We start from the raw sequence: 26,350 nt of genomic DNA, 5'->3' as shown, positions 1-26,350 counted from the left end.
TTTGCATTTACCAACCACCCCATTTACTTACGATTTGGATGTACAATGACAAGTCCTTGGAGATAGTGAGGGGAGACATAAAATGTATAGTTACGACGAATTTACCGAAGATTTAAATCTCGGACATGAAATAGAATTTATCTTGAATGATACTCATTTCCTAATCAGTTATAATGAAAGTGGTTGGTACTGTATTAAGGAAAATGAAGAAGCACAAATTAAGTATGAATCAGTTGAACAACTACTAAATCAAGTTATGATCAATGGTAAAACATTAAAAAATTTATGGGGATATATCATTGTGAGAGACGTGGTTTGACGAAAATTAGTCAAAGGCCATTCCTTGTAAATAAATAAAACAATCTTGACTGTTTAACCCCTCTTTGTTGTCAAGTAGATAAGTAGGCTGAATGAATGTTTTTAAAGACTTAATCATTACGTTGTTGGACGCATCTTGATGAATAAAGGTGAAATATACTATGTGGAGGCATGCTATGAAGCAATATAAAGTGGTTTACCCACATGTTTCTAATTATCCTGATCCAATTGTTTTAGCTAAAGGAGATATTGTTATCTACGGAAGAGAAGACACTGAATTTCCAAACTGGATTTTTTGTGAAGCAATCCATTCTAAAAAGTGCGGCTGGGTACCAAAACAAATATTAAGTACACCAAATGAGGAACACATAGCGACTGCATTAACACACTATTCCGCACACGAATTGACTGTTGATCCTGGTATGTTAGTTGAAAAAGAACTTGAACTTAATGAATGGAGTTTTGTTCGTACGCCAGAGGGTGAGAAGGGCTGGGTACCTAATAAGGTATTAGTTATAAAGAATATTAACGAGTAAAACTACTTATCATCTCGATCAATGAACAATCCAATTGAAGAGTATACAGAGCCTAAAATGATTCGAAAAACAATCTAAACATACGTAAAGAGTTGAATTTTTGAAGCCGTTAATCTGAAAAGATGTCGAGGGACAAGATGCTAAAGCTCTATCCTGTACTGAGAAGAAAAGCCTCCAAGAGGTTAGAGAGATTTAGTGGAGCTATTATATTAGTGGAAGTTGAAAGTAGTTGGTATACATAAGTCGATTCTCAAATCATTTTTGCAACTGAAAAGAGGGACACAAATGACTACGCTAGGATTGATCCGACACGGAGTAACGGATTGGAACGATGAATATCGAACACAAGGCCATTCAGATATTCCGCTCAATGAGAGAGGTCGACAACAAGCTGAACTATTGTCCAAAAGAATTGGCATAGAACATTGGGATTATATTTATTCTAGTGATTTGTCCAGAGCACTTGAAACAGCGGAAATCATCGGTAAGATCAAGAATATCGATGTGAGAACAGACCCGCGCTTAAGAGAAATGAACTGTGGCCTTATAGAAGGAACGACAGAACAGGAGCGCGTCAATCGGTGGGGATATGGATGGTTCAGACTAGATCTCGGTATCGAATCAAACGATGAGATTGTAAAAAGAGGCAAACAGTGCCTTACCGACATATCATGCAGACACCCAGACCAGAATATCTTAATTGTGAGTCACGGTGCATTCCTTGGAATGACTCTGAAGAGACTCATACCCCATATCGACATGACAGAAAGTTTATTGAATGCATCGATTACCATACTGAATACGGGGCAACCGCGATGGAACTGTTCGCTGTATAATTGCACTAAACATTTATAAGTACCGAAAAGGACAAGAACATTGTGTCATTTCGGTTTAGGTAATTATCTAAATACTATCATGATGGAGATTTTTCGAACAGGATGATACGGAGTGTTAAGTGTGTTGATAAAAAACAGCTAACCATGACTGAACTGCTCCCCAATTGTTAGACATTATCAACAATTGGAGGTGCAGTTCAGACTATGTCCTTAGTTAGCTGTTTTTTTATTCATCTTTTTAGTTTTCAATAAAAATTATGAATCTCTTGTGAAATTCTCCATCATTCCAGCTGGATATCGGCTACCGGCTGATCCGTGTGGAAGGATCTCTTTAATACGTTGAAGATCAGCTTCTGTAAGTTTAACGTTAGCAGCAGCAACGTTTTTCTCAACCCGCTTAACACTACGTGTACCCGGGATCGGAACGATATCTTCTCCCTGGGCGAGAAGCCAAGCCAGTGCCAATTCGGCTACAGAAATACCTTTGTTAGAAGCCAGTTCATTAAGTTGTTCCGTTGCTCGTAAATTGTAGATATAATTTTCGCCTTGCCAGCGTTCGTCGTAACGTCGCATATCGTCTTCCGCGTACTCTTGGGCTGGTTTAACAGCACCTGTCAGGAACCCTCTGCCTAAAGGAGAGTAAGGCACTAAACCTACACCGAGTTCATTCAATGTCTTTCGTATATTGTTGTCCTCAATCTCGCGTTCGAATATCGAGTATTCAGTCTGAAGCATAGAGACCGGGGTAACCGCGTGAGCTTTACGAATTGTGTTTGAACCGGTGTTGCTCAAACCGAAATATTTAACTTTGCCTTCTTTGATAAGGTCTCCGACGACCCCTGCTACTTCTTCGATAGGAACATCAGGATCTGGGATATGCTGATAGAACACATCAATGTAATCAGTCTGCAGATAGCGAAGACTGTTCTCAGCTACCTTACGAATATTTTCTGGCCGGCTGTTAAAACGTGTTCCAATCTGCTCGGCTGTCATATCAAAGCCAAACTTGGTAGCCAGTACTACCTTGTCACGAAAATCCTTTACAGCTTGACCCAGCAACTGTTCATTGTGACCATTTCCATATCCATATAATTCTGCCGTATCAAAAAAGTTAACTCCAAGCTCATAAGCTCGACGAATAGTTGCTATTGCTTCATCTTCATTTGAAGGACCGTATGCCATTGTCATCCCCATCGTACCCAAACCAATAGAAGAGACTTTTAAACCTTGTTGACCAAGACTTCGGGTTTGCATTTTTGTTCCTCCTTAAATAATTCTATCCCCTAGTGTTTAAAGCCTAGATAAAAAGGTATCCAATCTTAGCTCGTTCAACATAATAGCATGGGGAGTTAAGTAAAGTAAACAAAAAGTATATAAAATGTCTATTTAGTATAGTTTGTTTAAAATGATGATTATGAGATATAATATAATTTATAAGGGGGCAGTTAGATGGAACGGCAGATTGAAAAACAACATCAGATGAGGCAAAAGCTTACTAATAGATTGTTATCACACGTTAGAAAAAATGGGTTTCAAGGTTTGAAAATGGATGAAATCTCAAAGATTATGGATATAAGCAGGGCGACTTTATATAAATATTTCTCTACCAAAGAAGATATTATTTCGTTTATTGTGAGTACATTTGTCGAATATATCCACGAAATTATTGAAGATTCTGATGCTGATCAAGTATTTGTTCAGCGATTTCAGCAAACATTTGAACAAACAATCTTATTAAAAGAGTACATCACAGACATTTTCTTAAGGGAACTTGAAAATAGTTATCCTGAGAACTATGAGCGACTAAAAGAAGCCATGAAGCAACGAGAATATCAGGAATTGGCTTTTTATGATGAAGGAATAAAAGAGGGTTTTTTTAATAAGATAGATGGTAGGCTTATCATTATGCAAGATGAGATTTTAAGTAACGTTTTAGATGTAAAGTACCTGATGGAGAACCATTTGACTGTGTACCAGGTGCTATTTGACTATTACAATCTAAAGAAATTTCAGTTGTTTAAACCTGATAAAATTAAAATGATGGATGACAACTTGATGATCCCTAGAATTGAGTGCATGGCACAAAAAATTTCAAAAAACTTATATTAATCCTCCGAACCGAGTCGGAGGATTCTTCGTGTCGAGAAAGTCCGAATTGGAGCAAAAGTCAGAGGTAGTATTAGGATTTGGTGTGTAGGTAGGAAGAAACCCGGATATAATAGAAAGCCTATATGGTGATGATGTCGAGGTACAAGAACATTTCCCATTAAGTATGTTTCCGTTACGCAGCTGAAATAAGGGCGGAGTGTATCCGCCCTTATTTCATTACTGGATTTTGCACAAAGGCATATTTGTACTCTGAAGTCTCCGGCAAAATCCAAAACAGACCTGACCATTGTGGTTAAGCGGTATCAGGGCAGAATGTTCATAGCCGTTTGAATGTTTTTCAGATCCAGCTGAATTTGCTCTGGAATATGGTAAGGGTGGTATAAGCCATGCTGCACCATGTAATTTGATATCTTTTCGTGAGAGACTATAGCTTCCTCGAGCTGTTTCATCAAAATTTGCTTGATTTCGGGGGTGGCACATTCGGTCACAGCCATGGCGTAATTTCTGACTCCGCTCTTGGCGTTTATTAACAAATCCATTGCGATCACGTCATCAGTAAGCGTATGAATGCCTGACATGTGTTCTAATATTGGGTTCATTTTGTTATCTCCTATACAGTCGCTTTAGACAGCACTTCACTGAGCTCCTGAAGCTGCTGTTGTGATAATGTCACATCTTGTTGCAAAATTTGCATGAGTTCGGGATCGGTTACCAGAGCTTGCATGGTCTGGGATTTAGTCAAGCAAACCGTCTTGAATGCAGCTATTTCATGTACCTCAAGCACCTCATGCAATGCGTATTTGGAATTCATTCGGATTGTCCTCCCAAGTATCTATCCATATTTAAGGCTTTAAGATGACTTTAATACAATTGTCCGTTTTTGTATCGAACACTTCATAGCCTCGCTTGGCATCGCTGAGCGGAATGACGTGCGTAACAATGTCGCCCGGGTCCACTTTGCCAGACGTAACCAACTCGTACATATACGGCATATAGTGAATAACTGGAGCTTGTCCGGAACGGATATTCACGTTTCGCTGCATGATGTCACCGAGCGGGAAGCCGTTATATCGACCACCGTATACCCCAGTGACTTGGATGGTGCCGCCTTTGCGGACAGCCTGAGAAGCAATGATAAATGCGCTCATGGTGCCGCCTTGCAGTTTCAAACCGCTGGCTAAATATTCAAGATCACTCATCTTGCCGTCCATTCCTACTGCATCAATGACAACATCGGCGCCGCCTTTGGTCATTTCCTTGAGAGTATTGCCAATGTTCTTATCTTGTTCGAAGTTTACGATTTCGACGTTGTTCGTTCGCTTCGCATGCTGCAAGCGGTAATCGACATAGTCAACGGCTATGACCCGCTTTGCTCCTTTCAGCCAGCAGAATTTCTGGGCCAGAAGTCCGACTGGGCCGCATCCGAGAACGATGACCGTATCTCCATTTTTTACGCCGGCATTATCTACACTCCAGAATGCCGTGGTCATGGCATCAGCGATCAAGCTTAGCTTTTCGTCCGGTTGTTCGCAGTTCTCAGGAATTTTGAAGTGGGTGAAATTGGCAAACGGAACCCGTAAATACTCAGCTTGCCCGCCAGAATATCCGCCGGTCGTTCCCGAGTAGCCGAAATATGCGCCCATATCTCCGTTCTCGTTGGAATTGTCACATTGACTTTCCAGCTGATTTTTGCAATAAAAGCATTCTCCACATGCGATGTTAAACGGGATGATTACACGGTCGCCTTTTTTTAGGTTGGTCACGCCAGGGCCTACTTCTTCTACGATCCCCATCGGCTCATGTCCGATGACATAGTTCTCCTGAAGGTTAGGGATCATCCCGTGAATAAGATGAAGGTCAGAACCGCAAATGGCGGTACTGGTGATCTTTACGATCATATCGTCCGGTTTCTCAATCTTTGCATCCGGAACCTCTTTGACCACGACATTTTTAACCCCTTGATACGTTACCGCCTTCATGCATTATGTCCTCCAATATGTTCATCTGGCGTCCGATCAAACATGCCTTTACGCGACGTATCATCCGGGAACAAATTCATCTGCCCGATCATCACCGTATTCTTCGCCGAAAGCAGGTCGAGTTGGTACTGTTCGTTCAGCTCGTAAGGATGGAACCATTTTTTGCGAATCATGAGCTCTGTGATTTCCTGGTGTATCGCAATTCCCTGCTTTAGATGATTGTGCAGCAGGGCTCGTACATCCGGTGAAGCCGTTTCCGTCAGGGCGATGGACAAATTACGTACACCTTCCTTGGCACGAACAAGGAAGTCCATGGCAAAAGTCATATCTGCCATTTCCGGCATATTTAATGAATTAATCGGGTCTAAATAATCGGTATTCATTTGAGCTCCCCTTAATGTGTTATAGGTGTCGGACTACTCGGAACAGGCGCTTGGAAAGGAGCTTTCGCGTAAATGGCTTGCAGCTCGGCGATCTGTTGTATGGATTGAATGACGTCTTTCTGCATTAAAGCTTTTAGCTCTTGGTCGAAGACCAGGCCTTGCATCAGTTTTGACTTGGCGAGGCAAAGCGTTTTGAAGTTTAATGCTTCATGCAGTTCCATTGATTCGTGCGGCGCTAACGTTGGCTTATTCATGGAGAAATGATCACCTCCTTTATTTCATCAACGTTAGATTTTCCAACGCATCGGATCTTATACTAAAATGGATTGCGGGAGAAGGGAGATCCGAATATTCCCATATAGTTGCAGGAATATAAACAAAATCTTAATCCGATACTTATTTTTGTTTTATATGATCTTGCAAGAGAGAGGAGGACTCACTGTGCCCAATAAAAATAAAATTGATCTAGCGACCGAAAATGCAAGAAAACCGGCAGAAGGTGCACTTAACTCGAGTGGGAATACACTGGAGCATCATGCATCTAACGCGGTTTCTGAGGTACAGACGGCTTTAAATCAGGCAATAAGCTCGTTAAATGAATCTAATGCAGCAACAAATTCACAAGCGTTGGAGATGGCCCGGCAGCAATTGACCCGAGCAGATGAATTTTTAGATCAAGCGCAAACTTCCGCAAACGCATTACGTCTCCCGGACCAACAATAAAACGGTCTTGGTGCTGATACCATGGGTGAATACCCTGCGTTGACGCTCGGAGGAAGCATTTTTGCACATATAGTTACGGTCAACATGCTTCGGCTTACGCCGAAGTTTTTTGTATTTTTAGATGTATCGAACAATTTCAAAAATCCAGGTGAAAAAGAATGATTAAGGGCCAGGCATGAGAAAACGTCTTGAACATAATTATAGGTAATATCTATTCAACTATGTTGAGGAGGACATCATACAGCCTATGTTACCTATGGAAGAATATTTCGGTAAGTTAGAACTCGTTCATTCCTTTTACGGGGCTATGCCTACAGGCATTAGTGTATCTGAAACCGGGCGTATCTTTATTTGCTTTCCGAAATGGGGAGATGACGTTAGATTTACGGTAGCGGAAATTGTTGAAGGTCAGCTGCAGCCTTATCCTAATTTAGAAACGAATTTGATCAACCCATTGAATATGGCTATGTCCTTTATCAGTGTCCAAAGTGTTGTTGCAGATGGAAGGGGAACCCTGTGGGTACTGGATACGGGTGCACCAAATTTTTCTGAGCCAATCAAAGGAGGGGCAAAATTAGTCGCGGTCGATTTAGAAACAAATACGATAAGAAAAGTATATACATTTGCAGATGATGTAGTCTTGCCGACAACGTATCTGAATGATGTCCGATTTGACTTTCGTGTAGGTAAAGCAGGCTACGCATATATAACGGATTCTTCTTCCTATGGTCCAGGCGCTATTATTGTCGTAAATTTAGAAAACGGAAATTCGTATAGACGGCTGCATGGAGCAAGCTCAACCTCACCCGATCCGTATTTTGTACCGAAAGTGGAAGGGAAAATTTTGATGAATCGAAACCCGGATGGTTCGACATCTCCCTTTCGATTGGCCTCTGATGGTATAGCCATTTCCCCTGATGGAAAAATGTTATTCTATTGTCCATTAACCAGTCGCCAGCTATACTCGATCTCAACAGAATCGTTAAGAGACAGAACGATACCGGATTTCAAGTTAAGTGATCTTGTGCAGTATTGGGGAGAGAAGGGTGCATCGGATGGGATGATGACGGACGCAAAAGGAAACGTTTATGCTGGAGATTATGAAAACGATAGTATTCGAAAGATATTGCCGAATGGAATCATGGAAACCATCGCTCATGATCCCAGAATTTTATGGCCAGATACGTTTTCTATTGGTCCGGATCAATACTTATATGTAATTGTGAACCAATTACATAGACAGGCAAGATTTCATTATGGAAAAGACCTGCGACAAAAACCATATAGTTTACTACGTATGAAAATTGATGAATTACCTGCACTACCTTTTGATCAATAGAACCCATTATTCAAATGGACTCTATTGTGTAGAACATGCATTTTAAGGGGAACGATAGCTCGATAAAACGAAAAGAAGCAGTGTTTCACCATGTTGTGATCTCAAACGGGATGATCGTGGTTACAGGAGTACAACCCTCGTCATGGACATACGTGTATAGCACTGCTATAATAGAGGTATGAACACATATGACAAAATATTAGCAGCTGCTCTTAAGGTACTCGAAGAAGAGGGCGGAGCCCAATTTTCAACGCGAGCTGTCACTTCGATTGCGCAGGTTACGGCTCCTACACTCTACCACCATTTCGGTAATGCCGATGGACTCCTGAGTGCAGCTATAGTGGAAGCGTTCAAACAGTTATTTGAAAGCAAAATTGCTGCAGTGGAGTCCCCTATTCCAGAGATGGCGCTTCGTCAGGGATGGGATGACTATGTCCGCTTCGCGGCAGCCCGTCCTCGGATTTATGCGGCAATGATGGGGCGACTGCTCGAGGGTGCCCATATCGAGGCGGCAGATCAGTCGCACCAAGCACTAGTGCAAAATGTTCAAAGAGTTGCTGCCGCAGGAAAATTAGCTGTTTCAGCCGAAGCTGCGGCAGATCTGGTCTGGGCTTCTGCCAATACGGCCTCTTGGCTGTATGTGACGTCCCAAATTCGTAAGGCACCCCCACCCCAGCCCGACGTCGTTGATCTCATTCGAGAAAGCGTGATGCAGATCATCTTGATCCCAATGCCGGATTCTGCTTCAAAATGAGGGATCGATGAAAGAGCTTGGAGACTCCAGACAAAGCCCCTATGTGGGCTTTGTTTTGTTTCATGGTGTAAAGATGAAGGACCACAAATAGTGGCACATAAGAGATCGCCTATCCAAGCGGGATGGCGATCTTTTTCATTTTCAGAGGGTTTCGATGAGCTCATTCCTCACGCTACGGTATATCGTGAGCGTCGAAGTATATCACGCTGCGCCCGCAAAAAAATGTTCAGGTCGCAGGAGAACAACACTACGTAAAAAATATATAGCACTGCTATAGACAATGTTGTATAGCGGTGCTATAATGACCGTATAACAGTGCTATACAGTGTTTCATAACTTAATAAACTCGGGAGGTTTACAATGCCATATAAAACTCAAGAAATGGTTGTCGTCACAGGTACTTCAAGTGGAATCGGCAGGGCTACCGCGGAGCAGCTCGCCGCTGAAGGATTTCACGTTTTAGCCGGGGTTCGCCGTCAGGAAGATGCCGACAAAATCAAACAAAAAAATATCGAACCGGTCATTCTCGATATTACCGCTATCGACACACTAAAGGAGCTGGCCGAACGAGTGGAGCAAGATCCGCTTGGTCGCCCTTTGCGCGCCGTGGTCAACAATGCCGGTATTGCCGTTAATGCACCTCTTGAGATGGTTCCGCTGGATGAGTTTCGTCGTCAGATCGAAGTCAGCGTGATCGGGCAGGTTGCGGTTATTCAGGCGCTTACTCCGGCCTTGCTGAACAGCGGCGGACGCGTAGTTAATATCGGATCAGTTGGCGGCAAAATCTCAATGCCCGGTTTCGGAATTTATTCAGCTGCAAAATACGCGATGGAAGCGATCAATGACAGCCTCCGCAGAGAGATGTCTTCGTTCGGACTCAAAGTTATCATGATTACTCCGGGCGGTGTCAGCACCAGCCTGTCGGAGAAAGGGGTTACGACAGCCGATCGGCTGTCCAAGTTGATGACGCCCGATCAGCACAGACGCTATGATCGTCTTTTTGACGCCGTGAAGGCGCAGGCTGAATCGTGGGCAACGAGCGGTATTCCTCCTAAGAAAGTGGCAGAAGTGGTTTCACGAGCCATCCACGCAAGTAATCCGCGCACCCGCTATACGGCTGGCCGAGATTCGGCACTGCTGACCCGACTGGTTCGTATTCTTCCGGATAAACTTCTCGACCGGATGCTCCGCAGCCAGATGAAGCTGCAGTAACGGGAGTATGACTGATGTCACAACAACAGTTTGAACATGCCATTGTTGTAGGTGGATCTTTAGGTGGTCTAATGATGGGGCTAGCGTTATCCCGTTATGGGTATGCAGTGACTATTCTTGAACGTGCAGATTCATCATTAAGGAATGGTGCTTTTATTCGCCTGCACACGAAGCCTTATTCTAATAATGAAATCGAACGAGAACTAAGACATTTGGCATCCAATGGTAACAACAACGTTGAAGCCTGGTCAGCCATTCAAGAACGTTTGCTCCATGCGGTCGCTAAAGAACCTGGTATTACCCTTCAGCACCATACACGAATTGTTCGTATTGGGCAAAATGAATCTTCTGCTTGGGCTACCAGTGAGAAGGAGCAGACGTTTAAAGGAGACTTCTTGATTGGAGCAGATGGATATCGCAGTATTGTCCGCCGTTATTTAAGCCCTAACAGACCATTTGCGGATTATGCTGGCTATTTGGTTTGGGTAGGGAAAGTGGAGGAAAAACGGCTGCCGAAGAAAGACTGGAAAAAACGTCAGCTTTCGAACGCTTATTTCAACGATAGCGCTGCAGGTACATTGACAACTGCGGTGATGCCAGGGATAGAGGGGAGAACCAATCCTGGCCAGCGATGGATAGGTTTTTGCTGGTTTGATCATTTGCATAATGAATTGCTGTCTGAATTAGGCGTTATAAAGGATGGGATTACCCAGCATTCCTTATACGGTGAAGCTATCCCGGATTCGCTGCTGGGAGAACTATCACAAACCAGCCAAGCCCATTGGAGCACAGAAGATGATACCATTTTGCAAATCGCGATTAAGGATCGCAGTTTAATCGGGGCACCTGTTAATGAATACATCCCTAATCTATTGTCAAAAGGAAGAATAGCCATGATCGGCGACGCCGCTCATACCATGTCGCCTATGTCGGGCGCAGGCTTTAATGATGCACTTGATGATACGGTTGCCATCATGGACGCCATTAAAAAGTATCCGAATTCGATAATAAATGCTTTGAATGAATACCAAAAACGTCGCTTAGATGTGGTTCGTCAAGATGTTCTAGCGGGTCAGGGCTTTAATCGTTCTTTTGGTCGCTTATAACAGCATGATGCTAAGCATTATTTATAAATTAGGAGGAAATAGGATGAACGATACAAATAACCGTTACGTTACTGTACTCTGGGAGGCGAGAGCTAAGGCAGGGAGAGAAGCCGAAATGAAGGCATTTATGACTGCAGCTGTCACCCCGTCACGGAATGACCAGGGTAACATTGACTATGAGGCTCACGAGGTAGAAGGCCAGCCTGGTACATTCATCATCTACGAGCGCTGGGAAAACCGGGATGCCCTCGATCGGCACCTGAGCGCCCCGCGGATGCAGGAACTGGTGCCCCAGCTCTTAGAACTGATGGAGGGATCCATTGAAGAAGGGATTCGACTCCTGAAGCCGTTTCGTTCAGCACATTAAAATCAATGTGTGAACTGCACCCCAATTGTTAGACACCATCTAGCAGATTGGAGGTGCAGTTTGTTTTGTCAAAATTCCACACCGAATATGACATGCTGACATATCCGTACATAGCCATGCATATATATCCCCGATAATGTAGATATGGGGGGCGGATCAATGGATGGTAACAAAGCTAACAATCAGGCAAACGGTGGAAACTGGCAGGGAGGCAACGTACAATCACAATGGCATGCTAAACAGTCGCCGGAACACCATTCACAGACAGTAGGAGAACGGGGACCAATTCTGGAACAGGACAGTATGCTGCATGAAACACTTGAAACCTTTGTCCACGAAAAAATATTAGAGCGCCCGGTCCACGTAAAGGGATTTGGAGCCTTCGGTTATTTTGAAACCCTTCACTCGATGGCCGCTTATACGAACCTGTGCTTCTTGCAGCAGCCGGGACAACGAATACCCGTTACCGTGCGTTTCTCACTTGCGGTCAGCAACAAAGGGACACCCGATACATCTCGCAACGTGCGTGGATTCTCGACGAAATTTTATACCGAGCAAGGCGTTTTCGACCTGCTCTGTAATCATATCCCTGTGTTCCTCGTACGAGACCCGATCCGGTTCCCTGAGTCAATTCATGCTTTTCTGCCATCACCCGTTAACAATCTCATCGATCCGAATCGATTCTGGGGTTTCGTTGCTAGAGCACCAGAGGCAACCCATTTCGTTGTACGATTGTACTCGGACGAAGGGACGGTCAAGAGTCTCCGTCATACGCCAGGACACAGTGTTAACACCTATGTTTGGAAAAATGCACAAAACGACCGCTTCTACGTCAAATATCGCTGGATTCCGTTGGCTGGGGAGCAATATATCGATGCGGAAGAAGCGTCTCGTTTGGCCAGCGAGAACCCCGATTATTCGGGTAAAGATCTATATGACACGATTGCCCAAGGTACCCCAGTCCAATATGGGCTTTATGTGCAGTTAATGAACCCACAGGATGAGGCAACGCTGTCGTTCGATCCGTTGGATGACACGAAAGTGTGGGATGTACATCATTTCCCGCTGCTGCCAGTTGGTCGACTCGTCTTGGATAAGAACCCTACGAATTATCAGGAGCAGATCGAGAAGCTGGCATTCTCCCCGTCCAATCTTCTGGATGGTGCTGAGCTGTCCAATGATAAAATGCTGCAAGGCCGTAGCAATATTTATTGGGATTCACAGCGGCATCGCCTTGGATCGGATTTTCGCAAAATTCCGATTAACCATCAAGCAAACTGGTCACCGACGGATCAGATAACGAGCGGGGCAGGGCGCTATGTAGCCGGCCGGCTCGTTCGATCCGATATTCCGAAGGCCGATAATTTCACCCAAGCGGGACAATTCTACCAATCGCTAACACAAGTTCAGCAGGATCACCTTGTTCAGAATCTCGCTGATGACTTATCTGCGGCTTCTCATGAGATCCAGAGGATTGTGTTAGGGTATTTATTCGAGGCTGATGCAACATTAGCCGAAAGGGTAGCACGCCAGATCGCCGCACCGAAAAAGGGATGATTTATGTAAGTTATATGAAGTAGGAGAATGAGGTCGATCAAATAAGTCTTCAATGCAAATTTGCCTTTGGTAGACGTCTTAAAGATGGCAGCATAGCAATCTACAATCATATAGGCTCTTTAGAGGAGTTACCGAAAGAAGAAGAATATCAATTTATCGTGGGTGTATATGATGATGTTCTGAAATCAGGAGATTGGCCAGTCATTGAGAATCGTCCTTTTGTTGATGAAAATGAGGCTTGGCCCCCTCCTGCCTGCATGATTGATCAAATAACAGGAGAGTTTTCAATATATTATAGGGGAGAGATTAGACCTGCAGATCGGGAAGAATGTGAAGGGTTGGAGATTGCTGCTGTTTGGGAAGCTCAACATATTGTTGATAGAATAATGGGTGAGGATAAATGGCACCTAGATCCAAATAAATAACATAAGCAAGATAATATGTCACCTATAATAACAGAGATCACTCTGATGCAAAAAAAAGGCTAAAGATCCTTTCCTGACAAGGACGATCTTTAGCTTTATTTTGTATTGAATCTTTAAAAAGTACAAGAACTTGTACCGATTGCCGATTAGATTGATATCTAAACAATGAGCATATGTAATTAAAACCGCATTAAGTACCATAAACATGAAAATGTTCACTTTGTTATAAAGCAAGCGACACAATGAGAGTGATTTACTTGACATGTGAATAGATTATCGGTATAGTGTGAACCAGTTCACACTTCACATGGAGGAGTAATCTATGCCAAAAAATACTTTCTTTCGTTTAAATGAAGCAAGGCGCGAGGAAATTTCTAATAGCGCTATGCATCTTTTTGTTGATCATCTTTACGAGGACATAACTATGAAGATGGTTTTGGATAGTTTGTCCATGCACCCCGGAACATTTTATCGGTATTTTGAAGACAAAGATGACCTTTATTGTCTCTTAATCCGTAATGTGACACAGAAAAGAGCTACGTATTTTAATAACACTCATGAAGATTCCCTTTTCCGGTTTTTCCTTACTGGCTTATTTGGTAACGTTAATGGCATAGTGACAGAGCCATTGAATGAGTTGGAAATCAAACTCACTCAAACATTTTTAAATATTCCTGAGAACGTTTTGCTTAAAGTGTATCTGTATGTGCTAAAGGGTGAGTCATTCCCCTTAATCAAGGACATTTTACGCCGAATGAGGGTTGATGGATATCTCCGACCTGATCTTGACGACGACTTGATTTCTTTTATGTTTGAGTCCATGCAGTTTAATTTAGTCATGTTTTTCAGAGAATTCGATATTAAGGACCCTAATCTGCAACAAAAAATTAGCAAGTACTTTACTGGCTTCATGGGTCATGGGCTACTTGAAGATCATAAATATGCTGAAATGGTTAGCGATCTCAAGAGAGCCAAGGAGTAGATATGATTCTCTGAAGATGAAATGTAATCGTTTCACCGTTTTGAGAGCGCTTATAGCACATTGTATGTATTTCATATTCGGCACTTTTATTATTAAGGGGGAACAAGAAAATGAAAACGTATGACGCATTTCCAGAACCCATTGGCGGTTATACTGTCGGTCGAACCCAGATGGATTTTGAATACACGGCATCCGATCACTCCAAAAGAGAACTGACGGCGTTTGTGTACTATCCATCCGACAGTAGCGAAGGAAAGACTACATCAACGTACATGTTTCCTGAAGTCTATGAGATGTTAAATGAGCAGCCACTTGTTACTGCGTATCTTAAAGAGAAGGGTTTTTTCTCTATAGATATCAAGACTCAGTGTTACGACGACCTTGCTCTTTCCGGGAAGGAAAAGCGCTATCCGGTGTTATTCTATGTTTGCGGCGGGGGTGGTTCTCCAGAATGGGGTACAGTAATCTGCACAGACTTGGCAAGCATAGGATATGTTGTGGTAAGCATCGGCCATCAGAATAGCACGATGTATAAGCGAAAAGATGGGCGCCTGTTTAATGTATCAAAGGATTTTTCGGATGCCATTACAGCGCTTTCTGAAGATCCGGAGATGCTGGCGTTGGCTGGTAAGATGGAGATGCGGCCTGACGATGAAACGGCCATTGAGATGTGCCATAACGTGCTTACCCTGCCGATACTTGCCAAGGTAACAGAGAATAGTGAATTACAGGCAGAAGATGTAAGATATGTAGCCGATTATCTTTACAAACTGGACTCTGGAGAGGTGAATTCCATCTTTAAGGGCAGATTGTTCCTTGACATCGGCATGGGCATAGTCGGACATTCTTATGGAGGGCTTACGACGGCGATGGTTTGCCGGGACGATGAGCGGTTCGCCTGCGGGATTGGCTTGGATAGCGGTGCGTTCGGCCTTCAGGATAGCGACCTTAAGAAACCCTTCTTGCTGCTGTTTTGTGAACCTAACTATAACATGAATGCGATGATTGGCGCTAACAATAGCATGGAAACCTATTATTTCTCTGTTGATCGTGTTGGGCATTTAGATTACTGCGACATCGTGTTTACCGGTGTTAATGAGGAAATCAGAGGCGAACGGGATGCTATGGAGATGCGAAATCTTGTTACAGACTATACAAAGAACTTTTTTGATCATTACATCCTGCAGGATGCGGCAAGTGTGGAAAGTCTGGCATACGATGGTGTGGACTTGATCAAGAAGTACCAGCAACAAGTGACATAACCGATAGTGTGGAGATAAACGTATTTCAAAGAGCTAGCCGTAGAGAAACAGAGCCGATAACCCTATTACGTGGTTATCGGCTCTCTCATATTACAAGCATTGTTTTCTATTTGAGATGATAAGCGGTGTTTTCACCGTTGAAAGGTAGATATATGTTACTTCATTGGTAATATTAATGAATACTAATGAGCGTATAAGTGCTTCGCGTTGTCAGCTCTTCGCGTTGCTGACGACAACTTCATTGATATTCCATTGGGGCTGCTGCATGTTTTTTTGCTAAGGCAGTATCCCTTTGCGCAAGGGCTTGGAAAATAGCTTCGTTCAAGGAGTGCTTGCGTGTCGGGGCTGTGCGACAATGTGTTGCCGCCGATGGTGTTGAACACGACACCAACTCCGCGGTCACCCGTTTCTCGCATGATGGCGTCGACATTTTTCTGAAGAAACGAGTGTCTATTATATTGAAGAGGAAGCTATTGCTACAGGCGAACATGAACCGGGGTAAATCGATTGATTTAAAGAAATAAGCAAAAGAAATAATGGCTGCACTAGAAGTTACCGAGCAGCAAAAGATATAAGCAAAGATTTAGTAGCGATTGCTTCCGGAAATGGGGGAAGCAATCGCTATGTTTTTTTGCGGATATTTTTATTTTTTGTCCGCCACATGTGTACAAAAAATAAAAAAGATGATACATTGAAATTAATTTAATCCCTTTTATAACAGGTTTTTTGGAGAATGCTATGTCTCCTGTACGAGGACATGCGTATATCGAGGAGGGAATGGAATGTCAAGTCAAGCATTGGACAAATTTTTAAGTTCGAACATCGAAGATCTAAAGACTAAAGGTCTATATAACGTCATCGATACGCTGCAGGGTGCAAATGGTCCTGTTATTCGTATCGACGGAAAGTCCCTAATCAATTTGTCTTCCAATAACTATTTGGGACTGGCAACAGATCAACGCCTGATTGATGCTTCAGTTAAGGCAGCGCAGACATACGGGGCAGGCGCAGGGGCTGTGAGAACAATTAATGGTACGATGGATCTTCATATTGAGCTTGAAGAAAAACTGGCCCGTTTCAAAAAAACGGAAGCCGTTATCGTGTATCAATCGGGATTTAACTGTAATATGGCTGCTATATCCGCGGTAATGGACCAGCATGATGCGATTTTATCAGATGAGCTGAACCACGCTTCGATTATTGATGGCTGCCGCCTGTCGAGAGCCAAGGTGATTCGCTATAAGCATTCGGATATGAATGATTTAAGACAGCAGGCGAAAGAGGCCAAGGAATCCGGTCAGTACCATAAAATTATGGTCATCACCGATGGGGTTTTCTCCATGGATGGTGATATAGCAAAGCTGCCCGAAATCGTGAAAATAGCAGAAGAATTCGATCTGATCACTTATGTGGATGATGCCCACGGTTCAGGCGTTCTTGGAGCAGGAGCAGGAACCGTGAAGCATTTTGGATTGTCCGACCGCATTGACTTTCAAATTGGTACTCTTTCCAAGGCGATCGGCGTTGTCGGCGGTTATGTGGCGGGGAAGAAAAAACTAATCGAATGGTTGAGACTGAGAAGTCGTCCGTTTCTGTTCTCGACATCGCTACCTCCATCTGCAATCGCTGCTTGCAGCGCTTCTGTTGACATTTTGATGAATGACAAGGAATTGATCCAGAAGCTGTGGGAGAACGGTAATACTTTGAAAAATGGCTTGAGCCGGCTTGGATATGATGTAGGCCAAAGCGAAACGCCAATCACACCTTGTATCATTGGTGATGAAGTAACTACCCAACAGTTCAGTAAACGGCTCTATGAAGAAGGCGTGTACGCCAAGGCAATCGTGTTTCCGACAGTTCCGAAAGGGACCGGAAGAATACGCAACATGCCGACGGCTGCCCATACTAGGGAGATGCTCGACCAGGTGATCTCCGTTTATGAGAAAGTTGGCAAGGAAATGAAGCTGATTTAGATGCATTCGCGGGAGTATATTTCGGGAGGAATGTCTTATGGACAAGATTTTGGTGACCGGAGCACTGGGCCAAATCGGTTCTGAGTTAGTTGTTAAATTACGTGAAATTTATGGTGCGGATCACGTCGTTGCTACGGATCTCAGGTCATCAGCCCACGAAATTACCCGATCCGGGCCATTCGAGCTGCTGGACGTGACGAATGATAAGGCGATGTTCGAAATCGCCAAGCGGTACGAAGTGGATACCGTCATCCATTTGGCTGCGCTGCTGTCGGCTACCGCAGAGGAGAAACCGCTGCTTGCCTGGAATTTGAATATGGGCGGATTGATGAATGCACTTGAAATATCCAGAGAGCTCGGCTGCCAATTTTTCACTCCAAGCTCCATTGGATCTTTTGGTCCTTCGACTCCGAAAGACAATACCCCGCAGGATACGATCCAGAGGCCCAATACGATGTACGGCGTGAACAAAGTGTCCGGCGAACTGCTTTGTGATTATTATTTTCACAAATACGGCCTGGATACCAGAGGGCTGCGGTTCCCGGGTTTGATATCTTATATGACGCCTCCCGGCGGAGGAACGACGGATTACGCTGTGGAAATTTATTACGCAGCCGTGACGACTGGCCGGTATACATCTTATATCGCCAAGGACTCAAACATGGACATGATGTATATGCCGGATGCCCTGAACGCTATCATTGAATTGATGGAAGCGGATTCATCCCGGTTGGTGCACCGAAACTCATTTAATGTCACCGCAATGAGTGTAGATCCAGAGGCGATCGCTGCAGCAATTCGGGAAGAGATTCCCGGCTTTATCCTCGATTATGACGTTGATCCGAAGAGACAGGCGATTGCCGATAGCTGGCCGCATTCCATTGATGCGACGGCAGCAAAAACAGAATGGGGATTTCATGCCCGCTACGACCTGAAGGCCATGACAAAGGATATGCTTTCACAGCTAAGCCAGAGACAAATGCTTCGCAAAGCTTAAAGTTATGTTGATTTCGCTGTGCAATGCGAGTAGGAATACAAAAGAAGCTGCATCAAGAGGTTTGGGGTTACCCGTACCTTTTGTTGCAGCTTCTTTTTTCATCCTCCAGCCCAGACATTTCCGTGGTCTGTGGCTTATCAGATAATGAACACGGCATAAAGTTTCGTCTGTTAACAGATAGGCGTGTTGTTGTGGCGAGAAACTAGAGTGAACTGCCATCCTTCCCGCAACAGCTCCGCCATTCGTCTGGACCATTCATGACCGTTATGCTCTGAGATTCCTTAGCATTCGCGTAGGAGATGCGCGTCGCAAGGGCCATCGCCGGTAAAACCAATCAATATGCCCAGTTCATCTATCGCCTGGCTGCAATGTTTGTCGTGTCAAGGGAAGATGAGTTGCACGGGAATGACGGCGTTCTTAGGAGAATAAACATCTTCCATTTGTTCACGTAACAGTTTTACGGCTGTTCGTGCCATTTCCTGTTCATCCTGCTGCACATAAGCTACGCCTGAAAGATGTGGATTATCAAAAGATAGCAAATCGATATTTGAGTGATCGTTCAGACGACTGATAGCGGCCGATGTAAGGCGTGCGGTTTCTTCAGTCAAGGAGAAGGCTGCCGAAATTCCACTGTGGTCCTGCAAGAAGTCGCTTACATAGTCCAATGCTTGATCGCCGCGTAGAATGTCGAGAGGGATGTGACACCACAAGCCCTTGTCAATCGAGATGCCTTGATCTGTGTATGCCTGCTCGAAGCCGAGCGTGCGATCCTCGATGGCTGTATTGGCATTTTCAGGTGAGATGAGCGCAATCCGCTGATGACTCCTGGATAGTAAATGGGAGACAGCCTTGTACGCACCGCCGTAATTGTCGGATGTAATGGTGTACGTCTCAATGTTGCGCAGATAGCGGTCGATGAACACACACGGGAATTTATCGAGCGACAGACGCAGTAATGATTCGTTGTACTTCTCATCTTCTGTCGGAAAAACGATCAGCCCCCTCACACCGAGCTCCGTTAGTGTACGAATGACGTTTGATTCAATAGAGGAGGACTCGCGCGTGATGCTTAGTACCATGCTGAGGCCGGCTTCTTGCAGGAAGTGTTCCGTGTAGTCAACGAGCTTCTGAATGACACGGGTTCTCATCGTCGGAATGATGAAGCCGATGAGCGGCATGGAGGACGCGCTGCGTGGGGATGGCGGAGAATTGATGCTAGAAACAACAAGACTAGAAGAGACGAATGAGCCTTTGCCTTGTACGCGTATAATTAATCCTTCGTCAGCTAGTAGGGTTAGGGCGTTCCTGACGGTTATTTTACTTACTCTGAATTCGTCCATTAGTTCTTGCTCAGAAGGAATGCGGTCCGTTGGCCGAAGCTGCCCTGATTTAATTTTCTGTAGAATATCTTCTCGAATTTGTTTGTAGAGCGCCAGCTTTTTCAAAAAGTTGCATCTCCCCATAAACTTTATGATTTTATAATCAATTGGTTATATAAAGCATATTTCTTATATATTATAATACGGCATGTAAAGCGCTTACAATATGAAATCTGAGAAATTGTTGCGAAGGGGTCTTTTCTTTGAACGGTTAGAATTATGTTAAGGATGGTGGTGCCAAGGTAGATTGAACCCGCTTAAATTAACAGAACTAACTAGTCAGCCGACTTTTCAAATGCATAACAAAAAAAGAGAGGATGACGAACAAATGAAAAAACGCAGTGCTTTGATCTCCATCGTTTCAGTCCTTATTATGTCACTTGTTTTTACAGCATGTGGTAATCCTTCTGATTCAAAAACGGAAACACAGCAGTTAGGTGCTAATGCCGGTGAGAATGCTACAGAATTGTCATTCTGGACATTCGTAGATTTGCACGGCAAGCATTTGGATAAAATGCTCGGATTATGGAATCAACAAAACCCAGACAAACAGATTAAGTTGAATGTAACGGTTATGCCTTATGATGATATGCACAACAAGCTCTTATTGGCTGTTACAAGCGGAAAAGGTGCTCCCGATATCGCGGATATCGAGCTTGGTCAATTCCCTAAATTTTTGGAAGGTGACAATGTTCCACTGGAATCTTTGAATGATGTATTTGCACCATACAAAGACGTTGTTGTTCCTTCACGTGTCGAGATTTACTCCAAAGCCGACCAGGTTTATGGCTTTGATTATCACGTAGGTGCTACGCTTGCTTTCTACAACACTGAAATTCTCGAACAAGCAGGTGTTGACTACAAGACAATCAAAACTTGGGAAGATTACAAACAAGCAGGTATCAAAGTTTATGAAAAGACTGGCAAGTACTTAGGTACTGCTGATACATCAGCTACGTGGCAAGCATCGCTGCTGCTAGCTCAGCAAAACGCTGATTTTACAGATGAGAATGGTAATCCAAAAGTTAACTCGCCTGAAATGATTAAAGCGTATGAAATGTTAGTCGATCTGCAGAAGAACAATGTTATTCATACGATCCCTGGCGGACAACCCGACACAGAAGAAGCAAAAGGCGAATACAACAAAGGCAACTACGCAAGCGCATTGATGCCTGAGTGGTACATGTCCCGCTTTGTAAACGAAATGAAGGACCTTAAAGGTAAGTATGCAATTGCTCCATTGCCTGTATTTGAAGAAGGTAATCCTCGTTCCGTTGGCTTAGGCGGTACTGGCACAGTTGTTACTAAGAATGGTAAAGACGTTCAGTTGGCAAAAGAATTTGTAGCCTTTGCTAAGCTTTCGAAAGAAGCTACGACTGAAATCTGGAATACACTTGGATTTGACCCAATCAACATGGAAGTATGGAAAGATGATGCAGTAACGAAAAACCCTGATAATGAATACGTCCAATACTTTAAAACAAATGCATTTGATACTTTGAATGAAATCAAAGACGAAATTCAAGCGATCAAATCCGTTAAAGCTTCACCGACGATCAGCAATGTATTCAATACGGTTACTTTGAATGCTATCTTTGAAGATGGCCAAGACGTGAAGGAAGCGCTGGATGAAGCACAAGCAGCAATTGAACAAGAATTAAAATAAATATAATAAGTAAATGATTTGATTAAACCTGTCGGCAGGTATAGTGGTCGGCAGGTTTAACCATAGTCAAGGGAGATTGAGAATATGATAAAGAAATTTGTATACTCTCAAAAAGTTGCGCCTTACGTTTTTGTATTGCCATTTATACTCATATTTTTAATATTCTGGTTTTATCCGCTTGTAAATTCATTCGTAATGAGCTTTCAAGATAAGATGTTGGGACAGGATCCTAAATGGATTGGTGAAGCGAATTATTCAAAATTACTTACAGATAAAGTGTTTTTGACGGCTATTAAAAATAGCGTTGTGTACATGTTAGGAACCTTAGTGCTGTTAATTCCCTTTCCTATGTTATTCGCCGTTATGATCAACAGTAAGTTAATGATGGGAAGAGAGTTTTTTAAATCTTCGTTCTTTCTCCCAGCATTGACATCTGTCGCAGTTGCGGGTACCATTTTCCGCCTTACATTCGGTGAAATGGAAGGTTCATTAATGAACAGTTTCCTAGGTCTATTTGGTGTAGAGCCTATTAAATTCTTGAAAGACGGAGAATGGAGTATGGCAGCACTGTTAATCCTCGCATGTTGGAGATGGACAGGTGTTAATATGCTTTACTATCTATCCGGTTTGAAAAGCATTGACAATGAATATTATGAGGCTGCTTCAATTGACGGGGCATCTGCTTGGCAGAAGTTTAGAACGATCACAATGCCATTATTGAAGCCGACCACGGTATATGTTACAACAATTAGTGTTTATGCAGGTTTAGCGATGTTTACCGAAAGCCTGATGATGTTTAACGGTAACAATTCGCCCAAAAATATTGGCTTAACCATTGTCGGATTTCTGTATAGACAAGGGATTGAGAAAAATAAGCTGGGGTACGCAGCTGCAGTTGGTATCATTTTGCTAGTCATTGCTATGGTTATCAATTTAACGCAGTTGAAATTTAGTGGAATGTTCAAAAAGGAGGAGGATTAAAGTGGGCAAAAGTCTGACGATGAATAACTTTATTTCCAGAATAGTAATTATTTGTTTGTTCATTATACTATTCGTTATAATTATGATTCCATTCTATGCAGTGGCCCTATCTTCCTTTAAACCAGGTGAATCATTAATTAGATATGGTCTTAACTTAAGTTTGGATTTTAGTATCATGAGTTTTGATAATTTCATCTATCTGTTTACTGGAGAACATGATTATTTTGTATGGTTTTGGAACAGTATGACTTTAACCATCGTTCAAGTGGTTTTAACACTTTTTGTAAGCGCATTTGTTGGATATGGTTTTGCAGCATATGATTTTAAAGGTAAGAACTTCCTCTTTATATGTGTTTTGCTCATTATGATGGTGCCTTTCGAAATACTGCTGGTTCCTTTGTACAGCCTAATTAATGATTTAAAAATGGTGAATAGCTATTCAGCAATCATTCTGCCGGGTATAGCCAATGCCGCGACAATATTTTTCTTCAGGCAATATCTAAGAAGCATACCCAAAGAGATTATTCAATCTGGGCGGGTTGATGGCGCAAACGAGTATGCGATTTATTTCAGATTAATTATGCCGATTATGAAGCCATCCTTTGCGGCAATGGCCATTCTGAATGGTATGAATAGTTGGAATAATCTGTTGTGGCCATTCATGGTGCTCGGAGATCAGAGTAAATTTACACTTCCAATCGGTTTGAAAACGTTGTTAACTCCTTATGGCAATAACTATGACCTATTGATCGTGGGTTCCTTCTTCTCCATCATTCCAATTTTCATATTGTTTATTGCTTTCCAGAAATATTTCATAGACGGTATGACTGCAGGTGCTGTTAAAGGGTAGTGTATATTATGATGAAGCAGGTGATAAGATGGAAATCCAACAAAGAGCATCACACGACATTCAACCATTAATTGAGCAGAGAGCGGATCCTTTTATCTACCGACATTCGGACGGTTATTATTACTTCGTAGCATCCGTTCCGGAATATGATCGAATTGAAATCCGTAGAGCCCAGAACCTTGAGGGGCTTGTTACATCAACTCCTGTAGTGATCTGGAGAAAGCACGAGACGGGTATCCTTAGTGCCAATATTTGGGCGCCTGAACTGCATTTTATTGATGACAAATGGTACGTGTATTTCGCTGCCGCACACACGACGGAGACGAATGAAGGCTTGTTCGACCATCGGATGTACGTGCTGGAGAATAAGCATGCCAATCCGCTCGAAGGCAGTTGGACGGAAAGAGGGCAGGTTCGTACCGCATGGGAAAGCTTCTCCCTCGATGCCACTACCTTTGAACATAATGGCAGCCGTTATTACGTATGGGCACAAAAGGATACGAATATCGAAGGTAATTCTAATCTGTATATATCTAAAATGAGCAATCCGTGGACGCTGACTGGACCGCAAACGATGATTTCGATGCCGGAATATGACTGGGAGATCATTGGTTATAGAGTGAACGAAGGCGCGGCATTTCTTCGCAAGGGTAATCGGGTATTCCTCTCTTACTCGGCTAGCGCTACTGATTTCAATTATTGCATGGGCCTGCTTGAAGCCGATGCGGATGCTGATTTGCTCGATGCCGCCTCATGGCGCAAGTCGCCAGCAGCGGTTTTCTCGACAGATGAGAACATCTCGATGTATGGTCCCGGTCATAATTCCTTCACGGTGTCAGAGGCCGACGAAAAGACGCTCTTTGTGTTCCATGCAAGAACGTACAAGAACATTATAGGAGATCCGCTGTACGATCCGAATCGCCATACATTTGTGACGGAGCTTTTGTGGACGGCAGACGGCAGACCCGATTTCCGCGGCTCGGTTGCAGCACTTGTACGTTCTGGACAGTGAACGAGTGTCCCAACAAGGTTGGTTAATGGATTTGAGTTCGTTTATCCAAACTGCCAAAGAGAGACAGTAAGAACATCGAAGGTACCCTATTGGTGCCTTCGATTTCGCTCTACAGATAATACGCCGAACCATACTACAAATAGGTTGAAATTCCTGATACTTTCATGCTTTTTTACATGATCTGGAAGAAACTAGTGTAGGAGTTCGTAACATGTATACAGGGCCAGGCGGTCATAATGAAGGGGTATGGAAAATGGCTAGTTCTGTGAAAAAGTTTATGGAGGAAAAGAATTTACCCTGTCAGACTATCCATCTATAGAGAGTAAATAAATAGATGCAGTAGTAACTCTAATGCAATGTATGAATGTTTCTTCGTTTAAAATTACAAACGTAGATAAATACGATGATAATGTTACTCAGAATCAGTCTATTTCGAGTAATATGGTTGATTTGTTTGCAACCGTAAAAGATGGTGATACCATTGATAACTCAAATTTATCCGATATATGTAAACTAATTCTCCGAGAACATTTATGGGGGAAATTGTCCGTGTCATCCATGTTTGTTCATTTCGGTAATGACTACTATATGAACATTGGACTACAAGAAGAATGTGTGGAAAAACTAAATGAAATCAGGAATTCAGGAATTCAGGGTTGTTTGTTGAAACATATACTTCTCCGTATCAAAGCTAGATTGAACCATACCTAATACTAGATAGAGACATTGAAATGTCAAATATCAAACAAAACAAAGCTACATTGGATGAGCTGATATGTTTATTGCTTTAAAATATGATCCTGAAGCACTTGGGAAAATATCTAGAATGGAAATTTCGTTTTAGTAGTATGTAACTCTTTTGTAGTTATGATGCTAAAACGCTGACTGCGGATACATATTGGCATTGGCCTTGTGAAGCGGCCCAACGCATTTTAAAACACATTATTCGGCTATTTGATACATGATAATTCCATTATGTTTGTAGTCAACTAACTTCACCTCGGATAGTCTGCGATCAAAGAAGGAGCGTTTTTGGCCATTAGCGTCAAATTTCTCCTTCATTTCATTAAACTAACGCTATATTAGCGAGCTATAAATTCGGTGTTAAGGCTGTGAGGAAACGATCTATAAATTACCTGTTTCCACCGAATTCTTTACCGAAGTCCTCCATCTTTTCAAGGATGGGAAGTAACTTTATTCCCTTTTCTGTCAACGAGTACTCAACTCGTGGAGGAACTTCCGGATAAATATCACGTTGAATAACGCCATCATTCTCTAATTCCTTAAGTTGCTTGGTAAGTGAGCCCTGAGAGAGATCCCCAAGGAATTTTTTGATGTCCGAATAACGACGTGTTTCATCTTTTAGATACCATAATATAAAATACTTCCAGCGTCCGGAAAGTACATTCTGCGTAAAGGCTATCGCGTACATATCACTATTTTCATCGATGAACTCCTGTTCAAATCCTTCATTACAGACCCTCATTGATATCACTCCTATTTCATAGGTACAGAAAGATGTACTATGTTCATTTAAATTGCCCTCTTTGCAAAACAAACGAATACACTTAAGATTGGGTCAACAACAAAAACATTTAATTTTG

28 protein-coding genes are annotated in these 26,350 nt (G+C 43.0%); 20 read left to right on the top strand and 8 right to left on the bottom strand.

Features of this window, described 5'->3' with window-relative positions:
* Positions 1 to 82: 82 nt before the first annotated feature.
* The 3 genes from MHB49_RS18570 (at position 83) to MHB49_RS18560 (ending at position 1,709) form a co-directional block, all read left to right on the top strand.
* The gene (locus MHB49_RS18570; RefSeq protein ID WP_405152504.1) at positions 83 to 319 is read left to right on the top strand and encodes a hypothetical protein; all 237 of its coding nucleotides are present in this window, start codon (positions 83 to 85) and stop codon (positions 317 to 319) included.
* A gap of 175 nt (positions 320 to 494) precedes the next feature.
* Entirely contained in the window at positions 495 to 854 is a 360-nt protein-coding gene (locus MHB49_RS18565) for an SH3 domain-containing protein (protein WP_247897577.1), read from the top strand.
* 285 nt (positions 855 to 1,139) lie between these two features.
* Positions 1,140 to 1,709, top strand: a complete 570-nt coding sequence (locus MHB49_RS18560) for a histidine phosphatase family protein (RefSeq protein WP_405152503.1) — start codon at positions 1,140 to 1,142, stop codon at positions 1,707 to 1,709.
* Between the two features lie 236 nt (positions 1,710 to 1,945).
* On the opposite strand, the gene MHB49_RS18555 is transcribed toward MHB49_RS18560, so the two are convergent.
* Entirely contained in the window at positions 1,946 to 2,944 is a 999-nt protein-coding gene (locus tag MHB49_RS18555) for an aldo/keto reductase (protein ID WP_405152502.1), read from the bottom strand.
* Positions 2,945 to 3,139: 195 nt separating this feature from the next.
* Between MHB49_RS18555 and MHB49_RS18550 the strand changes: the two genes are divergently transcribed.
* The gene (locus tag MHB49_RS18550; RefSeq protein WP_405152501.1) at positions 3,140 to 3,799 is read left to right on the top strand and encodes a TetR/AcrR family transcriptional regulator; all 660 of its coding nucleotides are present in this window, start codon (positions 3,140 to 3,142) and stop codon (positions 3,797 to 3,799) included.
* 302 nt (positions 3,800 to 4,101) lie between these two features.
* Here the strand turns inward: MHB49_RS18550 and MHB49_RS18545 are convergent, their stop codons facing one another.
* From MHB49_RS18545 to MHB49_RS18525, 5 genes are read right to left on the bottom strand one after another with little or no spacing between them, the layout of a single operon-like run.
* Positions 4,102 to 4,398, bottom strand: coding sequence for a spore coat protein (locus tag MHB49_RS18545; RefSeq protein ID WP_405152500.1), 297 nt, complete (start codon positions 4,396 to 4,398; stop codon positions 4,102 to 4,104).
* Between the two features lie 11 nt (positions 4,399 to 4,409).
* Entirely contained in the window at positions 4,410 to 4,610 is a 201-nt protein-coding gene (locus tag MHB49_RS18540; protein WP_153978675.1) for a hypothetical protein, read from the bottom strand.
* Positions 4,611 to 4,641: 31 nt separating this feature from the next.
* Positions 4,642 to 5,778: a zinc-dependent alcohol dehydrogenase gene (locus MHB49_RS18535; RefSeq protein WP_127537083.1), complete on the bottom strand. Its 1,137-nt coding sequence runs from the start codon at positions 5,776 to 5,778 to the stop codon at positions 4,642 to 4,644.
* Positions 5,775 to 6,161: a spore coat protein gene (locus MHB49_RS18530; protein WP_405152499.1), complete on the bottom strand. Its 387-nt coding sequence runs from the start codon at positions 6,159 to 6,161 to the stop codon at positions 5,775 to 5,777. The genes MHB49_RS18535 and MHB49_RS18530 overlap by 4 nt, the downstream gene beginning before the upstream one ends.
* An 11-nt stretch (positions 6,162 to 6,172) precedes the next feature.
* The gene (locus MHB49_RS18525) at positions 6,173 to 6,415 is read right to left on the bottom strand and encodes a spore gernimation protein GerQ (protein WP_405152498.1); all 243 of its coding nucleotides are present in this window, start codon (positions 6,413 to 6,415) and stop codon (positions 6,173 to 6,175) included.
* Between the two features lie 187 nt (positions 6,416 to 6,602).
* On the opposite strand from MHB49_RS18525, the gene MHB49_RS18520 reads away from it, so the two are divergent.
* From MHB49_RS18520 to MHB49_RS18465, 12 genes are all read left to right on the top strand, one after another.
* Positions 6,603 to 6,884: a hypothetical protein gene (locus tag MHB49_RS18520; protein ID WP_405152497.1), complete on the top strand. Its 282-nt coding sequence runs from the start codon at positions 6,603 to 6,605 to the stop codon at positions 6,882 to 6,884.
* 247 nt (positions 6,885 to 7,131) lie between these two features.
* A complete protein-coding gene (locus tag MHB49_RS18515; RefSeq protein ID WP_405152496.1) occupies positions 7,132 to 8,223 on the top strand; it encodes an L-dopachrome tautomerase-related protein in 1,092 nt (363 codons plus the stop codon).
* A 178-nt stretch (positions 8,224 to 8,401) separates the two neighbouring features.
* On the top strand, positions 8,402 to 8,977 hold the full coding sequence (locus MHB49_RS18510; protein ID WP_341175258.1) for a TetR/AcrR family transcriptional regulator: 576 nt from the start codon (positions 8,402 to 8,404) through the stop codon (positions 8,975 to 8,977).
* A gap of 360 nt (positions 8,978 to 9,337) precedes the next feature.
* Positions 9,338 to 10,189, top strand: a complete 852-nt coding sequence (locus MHB49_RS18505; RefSeq protein WP_405152495.1) for an SDR family oxidoreductase — start codon at positions 9,338 to 9,340, stop codon at positions 10,187 to 10,189.
* A gap of 14 nt (positions 10,190 to 10,203) precedes the next feature.
* Positions 10,204 to 11,295 carry an FAD-dependent monooxygenase gene (locus MHB49_RS18500; RefSeq protein WP_405152494.1) on the top strand — a complete coding sequence of 364 codons (1,092 nt, stop codon included), beginning with the start codon at positions 10,204 to 10,206 and terminating at the stop codon, positions 11,293 to 11,295.
* A gap of 43 nt (positions 11,296 to 11,338) precedes the next feature.
* Entirely contained in the window at positions 11,339 to 11,662 is a 324-nt protein-coding gene (locus MHB49_RS18495; protein ID WP_405152493.1) for a putative quinol monooxygenase, read from the top strand.
* 159 nt (positions 11,663 to 11,821) lie between these two features.
* Positions 11,822 to 13,219 (top strand): catalase, encoded by a 1,398-nt coding sequence (locus MHB49_RS18490; protein WP_405152492.1) that lies wholly within the window; start codon positions 11,822 to 11,824, stop codon positions 13,217 to 13,219.
* Positions 13,220 to 13,377: 158 nt separating this feature from the next.
* The gene (locus tag MHB49_RS18485) at positions 13,378 to 13,644 is read left to right on the top strand and encodes a hypothetical protein (RefSeq protein ID WP_405152491.1); all 267 of its coding nucleotides are present in this window, start codon (positions 13,378 to 13,380) and stop codon (positions 13,642 to 13,644) included.
* Positions 13,645 to 13,966: 322 nt separating this feature from the next.
* Positions 13,967 to 14,626, top strand: a complete 660-nt coding sequence (locus MHB49_RS18480) for a TetR/AcrR family transcriptional regulator (RefSeq protein ID WP_405152490.1) — start codon at positions 13,967 to 13,969, stop codon at positions 14,624 to 14,626.
* Positions 14,627 to 14,736: 110 nt separating this feature from the next.
* Positions 14,737 to 15,888, top strand: coding sequence for a choline esterase (locus MHB49_RS18475; protein ID WP_405152489.1), 1,152 nt, complete (start codon positions 14,737 to 14,739; stop codon positions 15,886 to 15,888).
* 782 nt (positions 15,889 to 16,670) lie between these two features.
* Complete coding sequence (locus tag MHB49_RS18470; RefSeq protein ID WP_405152488.1) at positions 16,671 to 17,861, top strand: glycine C-acetyltransferase; 1,191 nt, start codon at positions 16,671 to 16,673, stop codon at positions 17,859 to 17,861.
* Between the two features lie 37 nt (positions 17,862 to 17,898).
* Positions 17,899 to 18,858: an L-threonine 3-dehydrogenase gene (locus MHB49_RS18465; protein ID WP_405152487.1), complete on the top strand. Its 960-nt coding sequence runs from the start codon at positions 17,899 to 17,901 to the stop codon at positions 18,856 to 18,858.
* Positions 18,859 to 19,238: 380 nt separating this feature from the next.
* On the opposite strand, the gene MHB49_RS18460 is transcribed toward MHB49_RS18465, so the two are convergent.
* Complete coding sequence (locus tag MHB49_RS18460) at positions 19,239 to 20,321, bottom strand: GntR family transcriptional regulator (RefSeq protein ID WP_405152486.1); 1,083 nt, start codon at positions 20,319 to 20,321, stop codon at positions 19,239 to 19,241.
* A 244-nt stretch (positions 20,322 to 20,565) separates the two neighbouring features.
* Between MHB49_RS18460 and MHB49_RS18455 the strand changes: the two genes are divergently transcribed.
* The 4 genes from MHB49_RS18455 to MHB49_RS18440 all read left to right on the top strand — a co-directional run bounded on the left by MHB49_RS18455 (position 20,566) and on the right by MHB49_RS18440 (position 24,746).
* Positions 20,566 to 21,903 (top strand): ABC transporter substrate-binding protein, encoded by a 1,338-nt coding sequence (locus MHB49_RS18455; protein ID WP_405152485.1) that lies wholly within the window; start codon positions 20,566 to 20,568, stop codon positions 21,901 to 21,903.
* An 84-nt stretch (positions 21,904 to 21,987) separates the two neighbouring features.
* On the top strand, positions 21,988 to 22,884 hold the full coding sequence (locus MHB49_RS18450; protein ID WP_405152484.1) for a carbohydrate ABC transporter permease: 897 nt from the start codon (positions 21,988 to 21,990) through the stop codon (positions 22,882 to 22,884).
* Positions 22,885 to 22,903: 19 nt separating this feature from the next.
* Entirely contained in the window at positions 22,904 to 23,734 is an 831-nt protein-coding gene (locus MHB49_RS18445; protein WP_247903186.1) for a carbohydrate ABC transporter permease, read from the top strand.
* A 28-nt stretch (positions 23,735 to 23,762) separates the two neighbouring features.
* Positions 23,763 to 24,746, top strand: a complete 984-nt coding sequence (locus MHB49_RS18440) for a glycoside hydrolase family 43 protein (protein WP_405152483.1) — start codon at positions 23,763 to 23,765, stop codon at positions 24,744 to 24,746.
* Between the two features lie 1,132 nt (positions 24,747 to 25,878).
* On the opposite strand, the gene MHB49_RS18435 is transcribed toward MHB49_RS18440, so the two are convergent.
* The gene (locus MHB49_RS18435; RefSeq protein ID WP_247897555.1) at positions 25,879 to 26,232 is read right to left on the bottom strand and encodes a helix-turn-helix domain-containing protein; all 354 of its coding nucleotides are present in this window, start codon (positions 26,230 to 26,232) and stop codon (positions 25,879 to 25,881) included.
* Between the last annotated feature and the right edge of the window lie 118 nt (positions 26,233 to 26,350).

Origin of the sequence: Paenibacillus sp. FSL K6-0108 (assembly GCF_045040695.1) — a bacterium.
Taxonomy (GTDB): Bacteria; Bacillota; Bacilli; order Paenibacillales; family Paenibacillaceae; genus Paenibacillus; species Paenibacillus pabuli_B.
This window is presented reverse-complemented; position numbering and strand designations above follow the sequence as displayed.